The 2531-nt window shown below is 71.8% G+C and carries 3 protein-coding genes; 2 read left to right on the top strand and 1 reads right to left on the bottom strand.

The genetic code is table 11. The features are described from left to right. Window positions 1–835: tripartite tricarboxylate transporter substrate binding protein (locus tag AC27VN_RS38645; RefSeq protein WP_490880094.1), on the top strand; the 835-nt coding region annotated here is incomplete at its 5' end. A gap of 124 nt (window positions 836–959) precedes the next feature. Here AC27VN_RS38645 and AC27VN_RS38650 read toward each other — a convergent pair. Then, a complete protein-coding gene (locus AC27VN_RS38650; protein ID WP_490880095.1) occupies window positions 960–1880 on the bottom strand; it encodes a LysR family transcriptional regulator in 921 nt (306 codons plus the stop codon). 112 nt (window positions 1881–1992) lie between these two features. Between AC27VN_RS38650 and AC27VN_RS38655 the strand changes: the two genes are divergently transcribed. Beyond that, window positions 1993–2531: EamA family transporter (locus AC27VN_RS38655; protein WP_490880096.1), on the top strand; the 539-nt coding region annotated here is incomplete at its 3' end.

Here is a 2531-nt window from a genome sequence, read left to right on the forward strand (position 1 = left end):
CACGGCGCGCGTGCTCGCCGAGGCCGTGGGCCCGCTGCTGGGCCAGCCGGTGGTGATCGAGAACAAGGGCGGTGCCGGCGGCAACATCGGCGCGCGGCTGGTGGCGCGCGCGCCGGCCGACGGCTACACCTGGATCTACTCGGCCGCGCCGATGGCGGCCAACATGCGCATGTACCGCAGCCCCGGCTACGACGCGCTCAAGGACTTCCGCCACATCATGCGGCTCACCACCTCCGACATCGTGCTGGTGGTGCATGCCGACGCGGGCATCGCGAGCCTGTCCGATCTGGCCGCGAAGGCGCGGGCCCAGCCCGGCAAGCTCGACTACGCCTCGGGCGGCGTCGGCACGCCCTCGCACCTCGGCGTGGAGCTGCTGCTGAGCGCGCTCGGCGCGCAGGCCACGCACGTGCCCTACAAGGGCGCCTCGGAACTGGTCAACGCGATCCTCGGCCGGCAGGTGGTGTTCGGCACGCCGATCCTGTCGGTGGCCTATCCGCAGATCCAGGCCGGCAAGCTCAGGGCGCTCGCGATCGCGGGCGCGCGCCGCAACCCCTCGCTGCCCGAAGTGCCCACCCTGGCCGAGCTCGGCGTGAAGGGCGTCGAGCTGACCTCCTGGGGCGGCATCTCGGTGCCGGCCGGCACGCCCGACGCGATCGCCGAGCGCATTCGCGTGGTCTTCGAGAAGGCGCTCGCGCAGCCCGCGGTGCAGGCCACGCTGGCCGAGAACGGCGGCCTGGCCAGCCCGCAGGGCGCCGTCGACTACACGCGCGGCTTCACGCAGGAGATGGCGCTGACCGAGGCGATGATGAAGCAGGCGGGCTTGCAGCCGCAGTGAAAGCGAACTTCCGGACGCAGAGGACGCGAAGGTTTCGCGAAAGACGCGAAAGAGAAGAAATTTCTTGCGGTTTCTTTTGCGCTCTTTGCGAAACCTTCGCGTCCTCTGCGTCCGGTTCCCGCATTCAGCCCTCGGTCCCTAGCCGCGCTACCAAGTGGTCGATCAGCACCCGGCACTTGGGCACCGTGAAGCGGCTCGGCGGATAGAGGATCCACGCATGGCCGTGGTAGTTGCCGCGGAACTCCCAGTCGCCGAGCACGCGCGCCACGCGGCCGTCGCTCAGCGCCTGCTGCGCCGAGAAGGCCGGCACGCAGGCCACGCCCAGGCCGGCCGTCGCGGCCTCCATGCGCATCTCGCTGTGGTTGGCGATGTAGCGGCCGTGCACCGTCACTTCCACGTCGTCCTCGCCGGGGCGGCTGAAGCGCCAGTGGTTGTCGCGTTCGTGCTCGCCCAGCGACAGGCAGCTGTGGGCCGCGAGATCGCGTGGATGCGCGATGGCCGCGTGGCCCTCGAGGTACGCGGGCGCGGCCACCAGGATGTGCGCCACCGCCATCAGCCGGCGCGCCACCAGCCCCTCGGGCGGCTCGGTGGTGAGCCGCACCACGAGGTCCACGCCCTCGCGGATCGGATCGATGTCGCGGTCCTCCACGATCAGCTGCACGTCGACCGCGGGATGGCGCGCGAGGAAGTCCAGCACCAGCGGATGCAGCACGCGGCGCGCGAAGGCCTTGGGCGCGCTCAACCGCACCAGCCCGCGCGGCTCGGCCGAGAAGCGCTGCGCCAGCGCCATCGTGTCCTGCGCCGCGGCCGCCAGTTCGCGGCAGCGCTCGAAGGCCTCGGCGCCGGCCTCGGTCAGGCGCAGCTGGCGCGTCGTGCGTTGCAGCAGCTGCACGCCGATCTCCTTCTCGAGCCGCTTCACCTGCCGGCTCGCGGCCGAGGGCGTGATGCCCAGCAGGTCGGCCGCGGCCGAGAAGCTGCCGAGCTCGGCCACGCGCAGGAAGGCCACCATCTCGGGCAGTACCTTGAGGAATGAATTCGGTCCCACGGTGCAACAGTCCTGTTCCTGCGGATGGCTACTCGCCGCGATCGATGCCCGGAACAATTCCGCCTCGGGCCCTGCGCATGGCGCGCGGGCACCGGCATCGAACAGGCGGAGTATGGATTCAAAGCGCGCGGGCGGCATCGCCCTCACCTCCGGCGGCGTGCCGGCCCGGCCCGGCTTCGGCATGGCCGAACTCATGCTGCTGCTGGTGGCGGCGGTCTGGGGCGGCAGCTATGCGGTCGCCAAGCAGGCCACGCTGCAACTGCCGGTGCTCGAGTTCATCGCGCTGCGCTTCGGCCTGACCTTTCTCGTGCTGCTGCCCGCGCTGCGCCCGCTGGTGGGGCCGCAGTGGCGGCAGGGGCTCGCGGTGGGCGGGCTGCTGGGCGCGAACCTGCTCGCGATCTTCGTCTGCGAGACCTTCGGCGTCTCGCTCACCAGCGCGAGCAACGCCGCCTTCCTGATCAGCCTGTGCGTGGCCTTCACGCCGCTGGCCGAATGGTGGCTGCTCGGCGAGCGGCCCGCGCCGCGCGTGTTCGCGGCCGCGGCGATTTCGCTCGCGGGCGCCGCGCTGCTGTCGCTGAGCGCGCATGCCTCGGCCAGCTCGGCCGGCCTGGGTTGGGGCGATGCGCTGATGGTCGCGGCCGCCGTGCTGCG

It is taken from the genome of Variovorax sp. 20P10.2.4 (assembly GCF_058244205.1).